The organism is Actinoallomurus acaciae (assembly GCF_042429965.1).
GTDB classification, from domain to species: Bacteria; Actinomycetota; Actinomycetes; order Streptosporangiales; family Streptosporangiaceae; genus Actinoallomurus; species Actinoallomurus acaciae.
The window spans coordinates 1-625 of the sequence record NZ_JBHLZP010001261.1; the positions used below are offsets into that span (position 1 = coordinate 1).

Sequence of the window (625 nt, forward strand, 5' to 3'; positions counted from 1 at the left end):
GTCGGCGGGTGCGGTGAGCTCCAGGGCGCGTGCGGCGAGCTCCGCCGCGGTCTGCGGGGAGGTCGGCAGCACCTCGCGTACCGCCCGGTCGAGTCCCGCCACGGCCTCGGGATCGCCCGGCCGGGCGGAGCGCAGCAGGTGCGCGGCGGCGCGGATGCTCGATCCGCCCCGGCCGAGCAGCATGCCCGCGGCCTGGCGGTGCAGTGCCCGGCACACGGACTCCGGCATGCTCTCGAGCATCGCCCGCCACAGCAGGTCGTGCCGGAAGGCCAGCAGGTCCCCGTCCGGCACCACGATTCCCGTCGCCTCCGCCTCCTCGACCGCCGCGAGCAGCCGGCTGGGCAGCTCGCCGAGCATGTCGGCGAGGTCGTTCGCGTCGAATGAGCGGCCGAGGACGGCCGCCACCTGCAGGACGCGACGGCAGTGCGCGGACACGCGGTCCAGCCGGTGCCGTGCCGTCTCCCGCACCCGGCGCGGAAGTCGCTGGGAGACCAGGCGCGCGTGGCCGTCGCCGATCTCCACCGCGCTCTCGTCGAGGAGGCCGCCGAGCAGCTCGACGACGGCGTCGGCATCGCCCAGGGGCAGCTCGCCACCGGCCCGAGCGATCCGGAGACGCTCAACAACG

1 protein-coding gene is annotated in these 625 nt (G+C 76.0%); it reads right to left on the minus strand.

Annotated elements, in window-relative coordinates:
• On the minus strand, window positions 1-522 hold a 522-nt coding region (locus ACFFNX_RS51975; protein WP_446678584.1), incomplete at its 3' end, for a hypothetical protein.
• Window positions 523-625 lie beyond the last annotated feature (103 nt).